Here is a 16,328-nt window from a genome sequence, read left to right as displayed (position 1 = left end):
CGGTCCCGGCCACCCCGAGGCGGGAACGAGCCACGGAAGAACACGTTCCTGTCCCCGATTGAGGGATCGTTTCACCCGTACGGATTAAAAGTGCTCAAGCCGCCAGAAGGGGCGATACAGGGCCGCCTACGGTCGCACGGGTGATGAGCAGCAGTGCGGAGACCTCGGCCCGAACGACAGGCGCGCACCGGGCACACCGGGAGGCGCGCGCGGCGCGTGATCGTGCGGCGGCGCGTGCGCTGGCGCAGCAACCGCCAGCGCGCTACGAACCGTACCTGGACGGCCTGTTCACCTACTGCCTCTCGGTGCTGTGCGACCACGACGCGGCCGTCGCCGCGCTCGGGGACGTCCTCGCACTCGCCGAGCGGCGCGGCCAGCGCGTCCCGGAGGCCGCCGGGGACCACAGGGCCTGGCTGTACGCGCTGACCCGCTGGGCCTGTCTGCGCGGCCTCGCCCAGGCCAAGCAGAAACGTCAGGCCACCCACGCGGCGGGCCGGCCCCCCGCCCCCACCGCCGACCCCGGGGTCCCCGCCGACACCCAGGAGCAACGGCGTCGCGAACTCGCCCTGCTCGCCTGGCCCGAGGCGGCCGGCACCACCCCCGAGCAGCGCGAGGCACTCGAACTCGCCGTCCGCCACCACCTCGCCGCCCACGAGGTCGCCGCCGTCCTCGGCATGGACCTGGCCGGCGCCCGGGAACTGCTCGCCTCCGCCGCCTGCGAGGTGGAACGCACCCGCGCGGCCCTCGCGGTCGTCGAGACCGGCGGCTGCCCGAGCGTGTCCCACCTCACCGGCGACAGCCAGCTCGTCCTCAGCAGCGCCCTGCGCCGGGAACTGGTCCGGCACGTCGACGACTGCCCGCGCTGCCGCCGTACCGCCGAACGCGCGGCTCCCGGCCGGTGGCCCGGCGCGATGACCACGCCCGCCGAGCTGCCCGTCCTGGAGGCGCCCCGCGCGGCCCTGCGCAGTGCCATGGAGCACCAGCCCCGCGCGCGTGGCGCCGCCGCGCCCCGCTTCGACCGGCGCGGCTTCCCGATGGACCCCAAGGACCACGCGGCCCGCCGTGACCGGCTACGCGCGCGTGCCGTCACGACGACCGTCGTCGCCACGGTGGTCGCGGCGCCGGTGCTGGCCCTGTGGGCGGCGTACCGGGGCTCGCCGGCCGGGGAGGGCCACGAGGGGACGTCCGCGAGCGCGCGGGAGGCCGCCGGCCCCGGCGCGCTCGGTGGCGACACGGCCGGGGGCTACGAGAACGCCGGCAACGCCAGCACCAGGCCCGGACCGCGGATCGGCAAGGACGGCAAGGCCGATGTGTCGGTGGAGGTGATCAGCGTCGGCGGAGCCGACCGGAAGGCGGCCGGCTCGGGGCACCTCGCGGTGGCGGCCGCGAACGACGGCGACACGACGCTGATCACGCTGGCGGCGTCCGGGGGCGCGGCGGTGCGGTGGTCGGTGACCGCCTCGGCGAGCTGGCTGTACTTCTCCCGGCCGTCGGGAACGCTGCGGCCGGGAGAGTCGTTCACGATCAAGGTGTACGTCGATCATCTGCGGGAGCCGGCCGGGTACTGGAGCGCGCGGGTGGCGGTGGCGCCGGCGGGGGCGGTGGTGTCGATCGGCGGGTACGGGACGGCTCCGCCGCCGCGCCGGGGGCCTCAGCCGCCGTCTCCGGGGAGACCGACGCCGACGCCGACCGGGTCGGCGTCCGCCGAGCCGACACCGCCGGTCAGCGACCCGCCGACGTCGGCGTCGCCTACGCCGAGCGCGTCGGACCCGGGGAGTCCGACGGGGTCGGCATCGCCGACGGACCCCGGCAGCGAGAGCCCACCACCGACTCCGTGAGCCCCGTCACCGGCGCCCCTTTTCCGCCGGTCCCGTCCAGCGGCCGGTTCCCTTTCCGCCGGTTTCTACCTGCGGCCCGGTTTCCTCTTCACACCGGTCTCTTCCCTGCGGCCGGTCTTCACGCCCGTGCCTACCTGCCGCCGGTCTCTCCCGCCTGCCGGTTTTCTGCAGGCGTCGGCTCTTCCGCCTGCCGGTCTTTTGTCACCGCCGCGACGGTGCTCGGCCACGACGGTGGAGTTCGGCGGTGCCGGGCTGGGCGGTGACCGCCGTAGGCGGTGCGGTGCGGTGGCGGGTGCGGCGCCGTTGTGGCTGGCCGCGCAGTTCCCCGCGCCCCTGACGGGGCGCCTCGGTGGGCGTTGCAGGGAGAGGCGCCGTGTCCCTGGCGGGGTGCCTCGGTGGGTGTTGGAGGGGGAGGCGCCGTGTCCCTGGTGGGGCGTCTCGGTGGGTGTTGGGGGAGGAGGGGAGGTCAGTTCGTGGGATCCGCCGGGTGTGGTGCCAGCAGTGGCAGTTGCGAGGCCAGGCGGGCCTCGCACAGCTCGGCCAGGCGGTCGTAGCCCGCCTTGCCCATCAGTTCGGTCAGTTCCGGTCGGTAGGAGAGGTACACCGGGTCGCCCGCGCCGTGCGCCGAGGTGGCCGAGGTGCACCACCAGTGCAGGTCGTGGCCGCCCGGGCCCCAGCCCCTGCGGTCGTACTCGCCGATCGAGATCTGCAGGACGCGCGTGTCGTCGGGGCGGTCGATCCAGTCGTACGTGCGGCGGATCGGGAGCTGCCAGCACACGTCCGGCTTGGTCTCCAGCGGCTCGCGGCCCTCCCGCAGCGCCAGGATGTGCAGCGAGCAGCCCGCGCCGCCCGCGAAGCCGGGCCGGTTCTGGAAGATGCACGAGCCGTTGAAGGGGCGGGTCTGGCGGGAGCCCTCCTCGTCCTCCGAGACCCAGCCGTGCCCGGTGCCCTCGGCGTGGTGCTGCCAGATCTCCGGCGTGAGCCGTGCCACATGCTCGGCGACCCGCTTCTCGTCGTCCTCGTCGGAGAAGTGCGCGCCCAGCGTGCAGCAGCCGTCGTCCGCGCGGCCCGCCTGGATGCCCTGGCAGCCGCTGCCGAAGACGCAGTTCCAGCGGGAGGTCAGCCAGGTCAGATCACAGCGGAACACCTGCTCGTCGTCCGCCGGATCCGGGAATTCCACCCATGCGCGCGCGAAGTCGAGACCCTTCTCGTCCGCGGCCAGAGCCTTCTTCGACAGCGTCGCCGCCTTCGGCCGCTTCGGTGGCTGCACGCCCGAAGAACCGTCGGCTGATTTGGCGGCCTTGTGGTCCTTCGTGTTTTTCGTCTTTGGCACGAGTCAAGAGTAAGTCGCCGAAGACGGCCAGGGGCACCGCTCAGGGCCCGCCGGCAGCGGTGTTCCGTACAGTTCCGTACATGAGACTCGGTGTCCTCGACGTGGGATCCAACACGGTGCATCTGCTGGTGGTGGACGCGCACCCCGGCGCGCGCCCGCTGCCGGCGCACTCGCACAAGGCGGAGTTGCGCCTTGCCCAACTTCTCGACGGCAACGGGGCGATCGGCCCCGACGGCGTCGAGAAACTGGTCGGTGTCGTCAAGGACGCCCTCCAGGCCGCGGAGGACAAGGGCGTCGTGGACCTGCTGCCGTTCGCCACCTCCGCCGTGCGCGAGGCCAGCAACGCCGACGACGTCCTCGCGCGCGTGAAGGCCGAGACCGGTGTCGAGCTCCAGGTCCTCAGCGGCGCCGAGGAGGCCCGCCTGACCTTCCTCGCGGCCCGCCGCTGGTTCGGCTGGTCCGCCGGAAAGCTGCTGGTCCTGGACATCGGCGGCGGCTCCCTGGAGATCGCGTACGGCATTGACGAGGAGCCGGACGCGGCCGTCTCGCTGCCGCTCGGCGCCGGCCGGCTCACCGCGGGCTGGCTCCCCGGCGACCCGCCGTCCGCCGACGACATACGGGCGCTGCGTCGCCATGTACGCGCCGAGATCGCCCGTACGATCGGCGAGTTCACCCGCTTCGGCGCCCCCGACCACGTGGTCGCCACCTCCAAGACCTTCAAGCAGCTGGCCCGCATCGCCGGCGCGGCCCGCTCCGCCGAGGGCCTCTACGTCCAGCGCGAACTCAAGCGGAGCTCGCTGGAGACCTGGGTCCCGAGGCTCGGGGCCATGACCACGGCCCAGCGTTCCGCGCTCCCGGGAGTGTCGGACGGCCGGTCGGGCCAGCTGGTGGCGGGTGCGCTGGTGGCGGAGGCCGCGATGGACCTCTTCCAGGTGGAGAACCTGGAGGTGTGTCCGTGGGCCCTGCGGGAGGGAGTCATCCTGCGGCGCCTCGATCACATGGGTACGGCGTGACCGCGCCTTCGCCGGCCCCTTCGCCGGCGCGACCCCGGTCACACCGGCGCGCAGGCGCCCCCTGTCCACCCGCCCCCACCCCGTAACCTGTCCCTCGTGGCAAATCCAAGGGACGTCGTCCGTATCCCGGATGCGAAGGTCGCGCTCTCCACGGCCTCCGTCTACCCGGAGTCGACGGCGACGGCCTTCGAGATCGCCGCGCGCCTCGGTTACGACGGCGTCGAGGTCATGGTGTGGACCGACCCGGTCAGCCAGGACATCGAGGCCCTGCGGCGGCTGAGCGACTACCACCGCATCCCGATCCTGGCCGTGCACGCGCCCTGTCTGCTGATCACCCAGCGGGTCTGGTCCACCGACCCCTGGGTCAAGCTCCGGCGGGCCCGGTCCGCCGCCGAGAAGCTGGGCGCGAGCACGGTCGTCGTCCACCCCCCGTTCCGCTGGCAGCGCCAGTACGCCCGCGACTTCGTCGAGGGAATCTGGCGCATGGCGAACGAGACCGATGTGCGGTTCGCGGTGGAGAACATGTACCCCTGGCGCTACCGCGACCGCGAGATGCTCGCGTACGCCCCCGACTGGGACGTCACCAAGGACGACTACCGGCACTTCACGATCGACCTCAGCCACGCCTCGACGTCCCGTGTCGACGCGCTCGCCATGCTCGACCGGATGGGCGGCCGGCTCGGCCACGTCCACCTCGCCGACGGCCGGGGCTCCGCCAAGGACGAGCACCTGGTGCCCGGCCGCGGCACCCAGCCCTGCGCCGAACTGCTGGAACGGCTCGCGGTCAACGGGTTCGACGGGCATGTCGTCATCGAGGTCAACACCCGGCGCGCGATGTCCGGCGCGGAGCGCGAGGCGGACCTCGCGGAGGCCCTGGCCTTCACCCGCCTGCACCTGGCCTCGGCGGTGAAGGTGCCCCGCCGATGACCCGTACCGCAGGCGGCGGCACCGCAGGAGACACCGCAGGCGTTACCGGAAGCGGCGGCACCGTGGGCGGCACCGGCGTCCGCCGTCGCGGCCGGCCCCCGCGTACCGAGTCGGCCGGCACCCGGGACCGTATCCTCGCCACCGCCCGCGAGGAGTTCTCCGAACGCGGGTACGAGAAGACGTCCGTACGCGCCATCGCCAAGGCCGCCGGCGTCGACTCCGCCCTGGTCCACCACTACTTCGGCACCAAGGAACAGATCTTCGAGGCCGCCGTGTCGGTCGCCTTCGCCCCCGCGCTCGACGCGCCCACCGCCCTCGCCGACGGCCCGCCGGAGGGCGTCGGTGAGCGTCTGACCCGGTTCGTCTTCGGCATCTGGGAGAACCCCACCACCCGTACCCCGCTCCTCGCGATCCTCCGCTCCGCCGTCAACAACGACACGGCCGCCGCCGTCTTCCGCCGTCTGATCGCCACCCAGCTGCTGCGCCGCGTGGCGGAGCAGCTGGACCTGCCCGACGGGGAGCTGCGCGCCGAGCTGGCGGCGGCGCAGCTGGTGGGGTGCGCGATGATGCGCTACGTGATCAAGCTGGAGCCGCTGGCGTCGGCGGACCTGGAGCAGCTCGTGACACGGGTCGCCCCGGTGGTGCAGGGGCACCTGACCGGGCCCTGACCCACTCCCGCTCGGCGCCGAGACACGCGTCCCGCATCCCGGACACCTCGTCCCGAGGCCTGAACAACGGGCGTACGCTCGTTGGCAGCCCTATCTGTCTGAAGGAGCGAGCGACGATGCCCGAGCTGAGGTCCCGCACAGTCACCCACGGCCGCAACATGGCGGGCGCCCGCGCCCTTATGCGCGCCTCCGGTGTACCCGGTGCGGACATCGGCCGCAAGCCGATCATCGCCGTCGCGAACTCCTTCACGGAGTTCGTGCCGGGCCACACCCACCTGCAGCCGGTCGGCCGGATCGTCTCCGAGGCGATCACGGAGGCGGGCGGTATCCCGCGCGAGTTCAACACGATCGCCGTCGACGACGGCATCGCGATGGGCCACGGCGGCATGCTGTACTCCCTCCCCTCCCGCGACCTGATCGCGGACTCGGTCGAGTACATGGTCGAGGCGCACTGCGCCGACGCCCTGGTCTGCATCTCCAACTGCGACAAGATCACCCCCGGCATGCTCATGGCCGCGCTGCGCCTGAACATCCCGACGGTCTTCGTCTCCGGCGGCCCCATGGAGGCCGGCCGCGCGACCCTCGTGGACGGCACGGTCCGCACCCTCGACCTGATCGACGCGATGGTCGAGGCGGCGAACGAGAACGTCTCCGACGCGGACGTCCTCAGGATCGAGGAGAACGCCTGTCCGACCTGCGGCTCCTGTTCCGGCATGTTCACCGCCAACTCGATGAACTGCCTGACGGAGGCCATCGGCCTCTCCCTCCCCGGCAACGGCTCGGTCCTCGCCACCCACACGGCCCGCAAGCAGCTCTACGTCGACGCGGCCCGCACGGTCATGGACATCACCCGCCGCTACTACGAGCAGGACGACGAGACGGTCCTGCCGCTCAGCATCGCGACCTTCGCCGCGTTCGAGAACGCGATGGCCCTGGACATCGCGATGGGCGGCTCCACCAACACGATCCTGCACCTGCTGGCCGCCGCCCAGGAGGCGGGCGTCCCCTTCGGCCTGGAGGAGATCAACGAGGTCTCGCGCCGGGTGCCCTGCCTGGCCAAGGTGGCCCCGAACGTCGCGAAGACCCGCACCTACTACATGGAGGACGTGCACCGCGCCGGCGGCATCCCCGCCCTCCTCGGCGAGCTGCACCGCGGCGGACTCCTCAACGAGGACGTGCACTCCGTCCACAGCCCCTCCCTCGCGGACTGGCTGAAGACCTGGGACGTGCGCGGCGGCTCCCCGTCCCCCGAGGCCGTGGAGCTGTGGCACGCGGCCCCCGGCTGCGTCCGCTCCGCCGAGGCGTTCTCCCAGTCCGAGCGCTGGGAGGCCCTGGACGAGGACGCCGCGGAGGGCTGCATCCGCGACGTCGAGCACGCGTACTCCAAGGACGGCGGCCTCGCGGTCCTCAAGGGCAACCTCGCCGTCGACGGCTGCGTCGTCAAGACGGCCGGCGTCGACGAGTCCATCTGGACCTTCGAGGGCCCCGCGGTCGTCTGCGAGTCGCAGGAAGAGGCCGTCGAGAAGATCCTCAACAAGCAGGTCACGGACGGCGACGTGGTCGTCATCCGCTACGAGGGTCCCAAGGGCGGCCCCGGCATGCAGGAGATGCTCTACCCCACGTCCTTCCTCAAGGGCCGCGGCCTCGGCAAGTCCTGCGCCCTGATCACCGACGGCCGCTTCTCCGGCGGCACCTCGGGCCTCTCCATCGGCCACGCCTCCCCGGAGGCGGCCTCCGGCGGCACCATCGCCCTCGTCGAGAACGGCGACCGCATCCGCATCGACATCCCGAACCGCACCATCGAACTCCTCGTCGAGGAGGCGGAACTGTCCCGCCGCGAGCAGGCCCTGAACGGCGTGTACGCCCCGAAGAACCGCGACCGCAAGGTCTCGGCGGCCCTGCGCGCCTACGCCGCGATGGCCACCAGCGCCGACAAGGGCGCGGTGCGCGACGTGACGAAGCTCGGCTGACACCGCCGTAGCGCCCTGGGGGCCGCCTCCGTCACGGAGGCGGCCCCCTCGTCCGTCCTCACCAGCCGGCGGGATCCGCCGCGTCCACGGCGAAGACGGTGCCGTCGGGGGCGGCGGCGTAGAGGTGGCCGTCGAGGAGCAGGGGGGCGGGCACCGAGGTGGCGATTCCGCCCGAGGCCGTCCCGAAGCGGGCCGAGGTCTGTCCGGCGACCCCTCCGGTGCGCGCGTTCACGGCCATGAGCCGGCCGTCGGCAGCGGAGAAGTACACGTGCCGGCCGTCGGCGACGGGTGCCGAACCACGGCTCACCGAGGTCTCCGTGTGCCATGTGCGCCTGCCGGCCGTCATGTCGACGGCGTCCAGCGAGCCGGTGGCGGCCAGCACGTAGACCACATCGCCATGCACCCCGGCCTGCGCGTCCTCACGCGGTACGGGCAGTTCGACCCGGCGGGTGGCCCCGGACCGCGGGGCGTAGCGGACCACGGCGTCGGTGTCGCCGTACACCGGATCGGCGGACAGCAGCAGAACCGCCCCGTCCTGCGTGCCGACCGGCGTCAGCTGTCCCTGCAGCCGACTGGCACCTTGTACATCTCCGGTGGCCGGATCCAGGACGGTGACCTTGGTGCTGGTCCCGTCCGCGGACGTACTGGTCACAAACGCCGACGACGGATCCGTGGGGAAGAAGTCGATCCGCGCCGTGCCGTGAACCCCGGTCGGCCGGCTCCACCTGGTGGTGCCGGTCGCGCTGTCCACCCCGGTGACCATGCCGTCCGCGCGCGTGAGCAGCAGCATGTCGCGGGCGTACTCCATCGCGCTGTTCTCGGGCAGGTCCCGCTGCCATCGGCTCTCGCCCGAGCCGGGGTCGAGCGCCATCACGTGCCGGGCCCCGTTCGTGACGAGCTGGACGAGTCCGCCGGAGAGGACGGGGGGCCGGTTCCACCAGTGGGCGTTCGCGACGGAGTGCCGCCAGAGCACCGCACCTGTCACCGGGTCCAGGGCGAACACCATCGACGCCTCGGTGCAGAACAGTCTCCCCTCGCCAGTGGCGCATTGGGGAGTGGCCGTGACCTTGGCGACGGGTTTCGCCTGCCAGGCCGAGAAGGCGGCGGCCGTCGTCCTCGGATTGCTCGCCCGCGGTTGCGGGGTGCTCCCGGCGCCCCACTCGACCAGGGCCACGACCGCGCCGAGCGCGAGGACGACGGCACCGGTGGCCAAGGCGACCCGCCTGCCGAGCCGTGGTCCGCGCGCCTGCGGCGGCCTCTCCGCCTGCGGCGGCCTCTCCGCCTGCGGCGGCTCCGGCTTCGCCGCCTCACCGGTGTCGTCCCCGACGAGGGCACCGGCTGTGGCCCGCTGTGCCGGTATGAACGCCTGCGTGTCGTACGACGCCGCCAACGACCGCAGCGCGCGCATCAGCTCGTCGGGCGTCGGCCGGTCCTCGGGCTCCTTGGCGAGGCAGCGCGTCACCAGCGGAGCGACCTCCTCTGGTACACCGGTGAGGTCGGGCTCGTCATGGACGACCTGGTAGGCGACGACATAGGGACTGTCCGAGTCGAACGGCCCCCGCCCCGTCGCCGCGTGCACCAGTACCGACCCGAGCGCGAAGATGTCGGCGGCGGGCCCCACTTCACGCGGCCGCCGGAACTGCTCCGGCGCCATGAACGGCGGCGTGCCGATCAACTTTCCCGTCTCGGTCCGCAGTTCGCTGTCTTTCGGCCGGGAAATACCGAAGTCGATGACCTTGGGACCGTCCTCGGCGAGCAGCACGTTGCTCGGCTTCAGATCCCGATGCACCACGCCGACCCTGTGAATATCCCGCAACGCCTCTGCCAGTCCCGCCATCAGCCGGCGCAACTGGGCAGGAGGCATCGGCCCGTTCCGTTTCACGTGCTCGGAGAGGGTCGGGCCGGGAATGAAGAGGGTGGCCATCCAGGGCCGTTCGGCCTCGGGATCGGCGTCCACCACGGGTGCGGTGAAGGCGCCGCTGACCTTGCGCGCGGCGGCCACCTCCTGCCGGAAACGGCCCCTGAACTCGCGGTCCTTGGCATACTCGGCGTGCACGACCTTCACCGCGAGCTTCAGCCCCGAGGTGCTGCGGGCCAGGTGCACCACGCCCATGCCACCGGAGCCGAGACAGGACTCCAGGCGGTAGTGCCCGGCGTACTCGGGAAGTTCCGCTTCCGCGCCCGCTCCGGTGTTGCGCTGTGGCGTCAAGGGACCACCCCCGTGCTTTTTCCGCGGAGCGCGACGCACGGAGCCTAGTCGATGACTCGTACGAGACAGAGGCGGCTTGCTAGCCTCCGCGTGCGAGTTGCGCAGGCGTGTTTCGTGGCTCGAATCAGGGGAATCAACGGGACTCCATGGAACTCATGGGTCCAGTGGGGGAGTACTGCATGTCTGTCGATCACACACAGGAAGCCGAGAGCGGCGGCGAGGAAGAGGCCGTCACGACACTGGCGGCTGCCACCACCGTTCGCTACTACTCGGTCGCCCCGGGCGTCCGCCTCAACGTCCGCAGCGGCCCCGGCACCAGCTACGACATCACCCGCGTCCTCCCGGAGGGCGCCAAGGTCCCGATCTACTGCCAGACGCCGGGTACTTCGGTGTCCGGGTACTACGGCACGTCGAACATCTGGGACAACATCAGCAACGGCGAGTTCGTCTCGGACGCCTACGTCAACACCGGCAGCGACGGCTACGTGGCCGACCGCTGCGCCTGACCCCGCGCACCACCCCGCCCCGGAGCCCGTGGCCCCCGGCGCCATAATCGTCCCGTGAGCGACGAACCAGGCACCCCGGACACCCCCGCGGGCTCCACCGGCGGCCCACGCCCCGAGCCCCTCCGTTTCTTCGGCACGTCCTGGGTGAACCACGACGACGGCTACACCGCCCGCCGGATCGGCGTGGCCGTGGGCTCGCTCGCCGCCGCCGGCGTCTCCTGCCTGGTCCTCCGCCTCGCCTACGAGGGCGTCCAGCTCGCCGACACCGGCGCCTTCGTGACCGTCCTGGTCGTCGCGATGTTCGCCATCTGCAGCGCCCTGGCCTTCCGCAACACCTGGGAGGCCTTCGGCAAGCGCCCCGACCCCGAGCGCCAGGCCTCGCTGCGCGGCCTCCTCGCCATCGGGTTCGTCGGTTCGCTCCTCGCCTACTTCTTCCGCTCCCTCACCGAGGCCCCCGGCGAGAAGCTCCACCGCGCCGAGTACGACACGGCCGTCCAGGAACACGAACACCGCACCACCCGCCGCTCGGGCGACCCGTCGAAGAAGAAGCGGAAGCGGTGAGGCCGGCCCGCCGGTCGCGGGGCAGAGCAGAGCGCAGGCGCTGAGGTCGGCGGCCTGGCGGAGGGGCGGACAGGGGGGTGTGTCCAACCCGCCCGTCCGAAATCCCTGTCGCCCCCCTCCCCCCTGCCGGGACCATGGCCGCATGACCACAGGCCAGTCGCAGTCGCATCCCCGGAACCCGACCCCGACCCCGACTTCCGTTCCCTCCCACGCCGCACGCGCCCGCTCCTTCAACGCCGCCGCGGCCCAGTACGCCGCGAACCGCCCCTCCTACCCGCCCGCCCTCCTCGACGCCGTCGAGGAGGAAGCCGGCCGCTCCCTCACGGGTGCCCGGGTGGTCGACGTCGGCGCGGGCACCGGTATCGCGACCGCCCTGCTGCACGCGCGCGGCGCCGACGTGGTCGCGGTGGAACCGGGCGAGGGCATGGCGGCGCAGTTCCACGCCACCCTCCCCGGCCTCCCGATCGTCCGTGGCAGCGGCGACGCCCTCCCGCTCGCCGCCGCCACCGCCGACTTCCTCACCTACGCCCAGGCGTGGCACTGGACCGACCCGGCCCGTTCCGTGCCGGAGGCGCTGCGCGTGCTGCGTCCCGGCGGGGCGCTGGCACTGTGGTGGAACACCGACGCGCTCGACGTCGACTGGATCGCCGACTCCGCCGACCGCATCAGCCGGTTCTTCGGCATCGACGTCAGAGCGGAGCAGCGCAAGTCCGCCGACCGCACCGATCTCGCCGACCCCAGCGGCCGACTCCGGTTCACCCGCCGCGTGGTGCGCTGGAGCCGCCGGGTCCCGGTCGACACCCACCTCGCCAACATCGGCAGCCACTCGGCGTTCCTCGTCACCCCCGAGGCCCGCCGCACCGCCTTCCTCGCCGAGGAACGCACCCACCTTCTGAAGGTCTTCCCCGACGGCGTCGTCGAGGAGACGTACGACGTCCTCCTGCTCGTCGCCCTCAACACCTGAGCGCGCCCACCTGTCGGCCCGCGGCAGCGACTCGGCCGCGGGCCGGTGGGGCGGCTGATCGCGCCCACACGGCGGTAGCCGCAAACCGCATACGACCCCACGCCCTTACGGGGCGCTGCCCGCCCGCATCTCACCGGCCGCGGGCAGTCGTACCGTTCGGCCAGCGCCGGCTGGCGCCGGTGAGCGTCGCACCCCGACCCCTTCCCCTTGACGCCCCTTGACGCCCCACCCCCTCCCGAGCATTATTCAGCACATGGTGAATTCTTCGTCGGAGCCGCCCCTGGCCCCCGGCAACTCAGCCCTGCCCCCCGCCGTCGAGGCCGCGGGACTCACCGTGGTCCGCGGCCCCCACACCGTCCTCCGCGGCCTCGGCTTCACCGTCCCGCGCGGTCAGATAACCGGCCTCCTCGGCCCCTCCGGATGCGGCAAGTCCACCCTGATGCGCGCCATCGTCGGCACCCAGGCCAAGGTCACCGGCACCCTGAACGTCCTCGGCCGCCCCGCCGGTCACCCCTTCCTGCGCACCCGCATCGGCTACGTCACCCAAGCCCCCTCCGTCTACGGCGACCTGACCATCCGCCAGAACCTCGACTACTTCGGCTCGATCCTCGACCCCACCCGCCCGGCCCCCGCCCGCCGCGCCGACACCGACCGAGTCCTCGGCGAAGTCGACCTCACCAGCCACGCCGACACCCTCGCCGGCAACCTCTCCGGCGGCCAGCGCAACCGCGTCTCCCTCGCCGTCGCCCTGCTCGGCAGCCCCGAACTCCTCGTCCTTGACGAACCCACCGTCGGCCTCGACCCCGTCCTGCGCCGCGACCTCTGGAACCTCTTCCACTCCATCGCCGCCACCCGCGGCGCCACCTTCCTCATCTCCTCCCACGTCATGGACGAGGCCGAACGCTGCCACCGCCTCCTCCTCATGCGCGAGGGCGAGATCCTCGCCGACGACGCCCCGGAGGCCCTGCGCACCCGCACCGGCTCCGGCACCGTCGAGGCCGCCTTCCTCCACCTCGTCGACGAGGCCAACGCCAACTCCCGCACGAAGGAAACGGCACGATGACCACTCAGCCGGCCACCACAGGAACCACCGCAAGCACCGCGGGCATCCCCGTCAGCACCCTCAACCTCTCCCGCACCACCGCCACCGCCGGCCGCGTCCTGCGCCAGCTCCGCCACGACCCCCGCACCATCGCGCTGCTGATGCTCATCCCCTGCCTGATGCTGGTCCTGCTCCGCTACGTCTTCGACGGCAGCCCGCACACCTTCGACAACATCGGCGCCTCACTCCTCGGCATCTTCCCGCTCATCACGATGTTCCTGGTGACCTCCATCGCCACCCTCCGCGAACGCACCTCCGGCACCCTCGAACGCCTCCTCGCCATGCCCCTGGGCAAGGCCGACCTCATCGCCGGCTACGCCCTCGCCTTCGGCATCCTCGCGATCATCCAGTCGGCCCTCGCCACCGGCCTCGCCGTCTGGTTCCTGGGCCTCGACGTCACCGGCTCCCCCTGGCTCCTGCTCCTGGTCGCCCTGCTCGACGCCTTGCTCGGCACGGCCCTCGGGCTGTTCGTCTCGGCCTTCGCGGCCTCGGAATTCCAAGCGGTCCAGTTCATGCCCGCGGTGATCTTCCCGCAACTCCTCCTCTGCGGTCTCTTCACCCCGCGCCCTCAGATGCACCCCGTCCTCGAAGCCGTCTCCGACGTCCTCCCCATGTCCTACGCCGTCGACGCCATGAACGAGGTCCTCCGCCACACCGACGTGACCGCCACCTTCGTCCGGGACGTCCTGATCGTCGCCGGCTGCGCCCTGCTGGTCCTGGTCCTCGGAGCGGCCACCCTGAGGCGACGGACCGCCTGACCCACCGCCCACGTCCGCCCAGCGGACAACCGGCCCCCGCCCCACCACCCGGTGCCAGACTGAACGGCATGAGCCAGAAAGTCGCAGTCCTCGGCACCGGCAAGATCGGCGAAGCCCTGCTCAGCGGAATGATCCGCGCCGGCTGGGCCCCTGCCGACCTCCTGGTCACCGCCCGCCGCCCCGAACGAGCCGAAGAACTCCGCGCCCGCTACGGAGTCGCCCCGGTCACCAACCCCGAGGCCGCGAAGACCGCCGACACCCTGATCCTCACGGTCAAGCCCCAGGACATGGGCGCCCTCCTCGACGAACTCGCCCCGCACCTTCCCGCCGACCGCCTCGTCATCAGCGGCGCCGCGGGCATCCCCACCTCCTTCTTCGAGGAGCGCCTCGCCGCAGGCACCCCGGTCGTCCGTGTCATGACGAACACCCCCGCCCTCGTCGACGAGGCGATGTCCGTCATCTCCGCCGGCAGCCATGCCACCGCCGGCCACCTCGCCCACGCCGAGGAGATCTTCGGCGCCGTAGGCAAGACCCTCCGGGTTCCCGAGTCCCAGCAGGACGCCTGCACCGCCCTTTCCGGCTCGGGCCCGGCGTACTTCTTCTACCTGGTCGAAGCCATGACCGACGCCGGCATCCTGCTCGGCCTGCCCCGCGACAAGGCCCACGACCTCATCGTCCAGTCCGCGATCGGCGCCGCCGTGATGCTCCGCGACAGCGGTGAGCACCCCGTCAAGCTCCGGGAGAACGTCACCTCCCCCGCCGGTACCACCATCAACGCCATCCGCGAACTGGAGAACCACGGCGTCCGCGCCGCCCTCATCGCCGCCCTGGAAGCCGCCCGCGACCGCAGCCGCGAACTCGCCTCCGGCAAGAAGGACTGACGGCCCGCCCCTCGAACGCACTGACCTGCCCGCATCCGAGGTCACTCCGCCGGGCCGGGTTCGGCGACGAGGTCGCGATGCGCCGGCAGTGCGCATCGCGCCTCGCCACCGGCCCCCACGCCTACCGCGCCGCGTTCAACGCCGGCTCGGCCGTCACCTGCCCCGGGCCGGCGAAGGCGCCGGGCGGCAACAGCCCGATCGCCCGGTAAGCCGTATCGACGATCGGCCGGGCGATCACCCGAGCCTTCTCCGCCCCATGCCGCAGCACCTCCTCCACATATCCCGGATCGGCACACAACTCCTTGTGCCTGGCCTGCACGGGCCTGAGCGTCTCCAGCACCGCCTCCGCGGTGGCCTGCTTCAGAGCGCCGTACGAATCGTGAACGGCCGCCAGTGACTCAGGGTTCCCGCCCGTGCACGCAGCGAGAATCTCCAGCAGGTTCGCGACCCCGGGACGCTCCTCCCGGTCGTACACGACCTCCCGCCCGCTGTCGGTGACGGCCCGCATGACCTTCTTCCGGATCACGTCCGGCTCGTCGAGGAGATAGACGATCCCGGGCCCGGAGTCGTCCGACTTCCCCATCTTCGACGTCGGGTCCTGCAGGTTCATCACCCGGGCCGCCACCGTCGGCACGGTCGCCTTCGGCACCACGAACGTGTGCCCGTACCGCTGGTTGAACCGCACCGCCAGATCCCGCGCCAGTTCCACGTGCTGTGCCTGGTCGTCCCCGACCGGCACCTCGTCCGCTCCGTACGCCAGGATGTCCGCCGCCATCAGCGCCGGATACGTCAGCAGCGACAGGCGCACGCCCCGCCCCCGCGCGCCCTCGCTCGTGACCTTCTCCTTGTACTGGATCATCCGCCGCATCTCACCGTCGGTCGCCACGCACTCCATGACGTACGACAGCCGGGTGTGCTCGTCGACGTGGCTCTGCACGAACACGGTGCACAGCTCCGGATCCAGCCCCGCCGCCAGCAGCAGCGTCGCCGCCTGCCGGGTGAGTCTGCGCAGCCGGGCCGGGTCGTGGTCCACGGTCATCCCGTGCAGATCGACGACGCAGAACACGGCGTCGGACTGATGCTGGTCGACGGCGGCCCACTGCCGCATCGCTCCCAGGTAGTTCCCCAGTGTCAGGTGCCCGGTCGGCTTGATGCCGCTGAAGACCCGTGTCATTCCCTCTCCACCTCCTGGCCGAGGCCGCCGCTCCCGGCGGCCGGCCCCCGGAAGTTCCGGAGGGAGATACGCGAACGGCCGCCGAAGCGGCGGCCGTTGAGTACGTACGTGAGCGCGGCCGCCGTCAGGCGGGCCACCACTGCTGGGTACACGTACGCGTAGTCATGCCGCCCACCTTACGCCCCCGGGGCGCAGTCCCGCCGGGAGTTGACACGCCCCGACCGGATACGTAGTGTTCTCCGGGTTGTCCGACGTGAGCGCCGACCTCGGTCGGTCCCCGGGCAGCCATTCCGCAGTACCTACCAGCAATCGGCGACATGTCGTCGAGGGCTTCGGCATGCGTATTCGCGTAATGAGGAATCCGTGTTCGAAAGGACGCGGCCCCCGATTAGCTCGGAGGCCGGGAATCCGCTAAAGTCTCACT

General features: G+C 72.1%; 15 protein-coding genes. 11 read left to right on the top strand and 4 right to left on the bottom strand.

The genetic code is table 11. The features are described 5' to 3' along the window. The first annotated feature begins 140 nt into the window (after nt 1-140). Entirely contained in the window at nt 141-1,838 is a 1,698-nt protein-coding gene (locus LQ326_RS42635; protein WP_234544466.1) for a BACON domain-containing protein, read from the top strand. A 466-nt stretch (nt 1,839-2,304) separates the two neighbouring features. Here the strand turns inward: LQ326_RS42635 and LQ326_RS42630 are convergent, their stop codons facing one another. Beyond that, on the bottom strand, nt 2,305-3,171 hold the full coding sequence (locus tag LQ326_RS42630) for a DUF3109 family protein (RefSeq protein ID WP_234544465.1): 867 nt from the start codon (nt 3,169-3,171) through the stop codon (nt 2,305-2,307). A gap of 80 nt (nt 3,172-3,251) precedes the next feature. Between LQ326_RS42630 and LQ326_RS42625 the strand changes: the two genes are divergently transcribed. From LQ326_RS42625 to ilvD, 4 genes are all read left to right on the top strand, one after another. After that, nucleotides 3,252-4,184, top strand: a complete 933-nt coding sequence (locus LQ326_RS42625) for a Ppx/GppA family phosphatase (RefSeq protein WP_234544464.1) — start codon at nt 3,252-3,254, stop codon at nt 4,182-4,184. Nucleotides 4,185-4,280: 96 nt separating this feature from the next. Next, nucleotides 4,281-5,111, top strand: a complete 831-nt coding sequence (locus tag LQ326_RS42620; protein WP_181808302.1) for a sugar phosphate isomerase/epimerase family protein — start codon at nt 4,281-4,283, stop codon at nt 5,109-5,111. After that, the gene (locus LQ326_RS42615) at nt 5,108-5,779 is read left to right on the top strand and encodes a TetR/AcrR family transcriptional regulator (protein WP_234544463.1); all 672 of its coding nucleotides are present in this window, start codon (nt 5,108-5,110) and stop codon (nt 5,777-5,779) included. Before LQ326_RS42620 ends, LQ326_RS42615 begins: the two co-directional genes overlap by 4 nt. A 116-nt stretch (nt 5,780-5,895) precedes the next feature. After that, on the top strand, nt 5,896-7,749 hold the full coding sequence (gene ilvD, locus LQ326_RS42610; RefSeq protein ID WP_234544462.1) for a dihydroxy-acid dehydratase: 1,854 nt from the start codon (nt 5,896-5,898) through the stop codon (nt 7,747-7,749). Nucleotides 7,750-7,807: 58 nt separating this feature from the next. Here ilvD and LQ326_RS42605 read toward each other — a convergent pair whose 3' ends face one another. Further along, nucleotides 7,808-9,958, bottom strand: a complete 2,151-nt coding sequence (locus LQ326_RS42605; protein WP_234544461.1) for a serine/threonine-protein kinase — start codon at nt 9,956-9,958, stop codon at nt 7,808-7,810. Between the two features lie 179 nt (nt 9,959-10,137). Between LQ326_RS42605 and LQ326_RS42600 the strand changes: the two genes are divergently transcribed. From LQ326_RS42600 to proC, 6 genes are all read left to right on the top strand, one after another. Next, nucleotides 10,138-10,464 carry an SH3 domain-containing protein gene (locus LQ326_RS42600; RefSeq protein ID WP_234544460.1) on the top strand — a complete coding sequence of 109 codons (327 nt, stop codon included), beginning with the start codon at nt 10,138-10,140 and terminating at the stop codon, nt 10,462-10,464. Between the two features lie 54 nt (nt 10,465-10,518). Next, entirely contained in the window at nt 10,519-11,025 is a 507-nt protein-coding gene (locus tag LQ326_RS42595) for an EamA/RhaT family transporter (protein WP_234544459.1), read from the top strand. A gap of 142 nt (nt 11,026-11,167) precedes the next feature. Then, entirely contained in the window at nt 11,168-11,989 is an 822-nt protein-coding gene (locus tag LQ326_RS42590) for a class I SAM-dependent methyltransferase (protein ID WP_234544458.1), read from the top strand. A 253-nt stretch (nt 11,990-12,242) separates the two neighbouring features. Beyond that, complete coding sequence (locus LQ326_RS42585; RefSeq protein WP_234544457.1) at nt 12,243-13,052, top strand: ABC transporter ATP-binding protein; 810 nt, start codon at nt 12,243-12,245, stop codon at nt 13,050-13,052. Next, nucleotides 13,049-13,849, top strand: a complete 801-nt coding sequence (locus tag LQ326_RS42580; protein ID WP_234544456.1) for an ABC transporter permease — start codon at nt 13,049-13,051, stop codon at nt 13,847-13,849. The genes LQ326_RS42585 and LQ326_RS42580 overlap by 4 nt, the downstream gene beginning before the upstream one ends. Nucleotides 13,850-13,917: 68 nt before the next feature. Continuing rightward, a complete protein-coding gene (proC, locus tag LQ326_RS42575) occupies nt 13,918-14,730 on the top strand; it encodes a pyrroline-5-carboxylate reductase (RefSeq protein WP_234544455.1) in 813 nt (270 codons plus the stop codon). A 121-nt stretch (nt 14,731-14,851) separates the two neighbouring features. On the opposite strand, the gene trpS is transcribed toward proC, so the two are convergent. Both trpS and LQ326_RS42560 read right to left on the bottom strand, forming a co-directional pair. Then, the gene (gene trpS, locus LQ326_RS42565) at nt 14,852-15,904 is read right to left on the bottom strand and encodes a tryptophan--tRNA ligase (protein WP_234544454.1); all 1,053 of its coding nucleotides are present in this window, start codon (nt 15,902-15,904) and stop codon (nt 14,852-14,854) included. Continuing rightward, complete coding sequence (locus LQ326_RS42560; protein WP_234544453.1) at nt 15,901-16,041, bottom strand: hypothetical protein; 141 nt, start codon at nt 16,039-16,041, stop codon at nt 15,901-15,903. The genes trpS and LQ326_RS42560 overlap by 4 nt, the downstream gene beginning before the upstream one ends. Nucleotides 16,042-16,328: the final 287 nt, after the last annotated feature.

The organism is Streptomyces shenzhenensis (assembly GCF_021462265.1).
Lineage (GTDB): Bacteria > Actinomycetota > Actinomycetes > Streptomycetales > Streptomycetaceae > Streptomyces > Streptomyces shenzhenensis.
The sequence above is the reverse complement of the archived record's forward strand: the minus strand, read 5'-3'. Positions and strand labels throughout refer to the sequence as shown.